A 347-nucleotide genomic window follows, 5' to 3' on the forward strand; every position below is an offset into this window, starting at 1 on the left:
GCGATCGCGGTCTCGGTGCCCGAGACCACCACCGCCGACGGGCCGTTGACGGCGGCAATCCCGGCCTCGGCCTCACGGCCCTCCAGCAGCGCCAGCACCTCGTCCTCGGATGCGGCGATCGCGAGCATCGCCCCACCCGAGGGCAGGGCCTGCATCAGCCGTGCCCGGGCGGCAACCAGCGTGCACGCGTCGGCCAGATCGAAGACCCCGGCAACATGCGCGGCAGCGATCTCACCCACCGAGTGACCGGCCAGTACGTCCGGCTGCACGCCCAGCGAGGCGAGGAGCCGGTAGAGGGCGACTTCGAACGCGAACAGCGCCGGCTGCGTGAGCCCGGTCTCGTTCAG

At 72.3% G+C, this 347-nt stretch carries 1 protein-coding gene; it reads right to left on the minus strand.

The features are described from left to right. A partial coding sequence (locus ACLQ2N_RS36000; protein ID WP_425820011.1) for an acyltransferase domain-containing protein occupies positions 1–347 on the minus strand: 347 nt, incomplete at both ends.

This window comes from Streptomyces sp. DT224, assembly GCF_049844595.1.
Classification (GTDB): domain Bacteria; phylum Actinomycetota; class Actinomycetes; order Streptomycetales; family Streptomycetaceae; genus Streptomyces.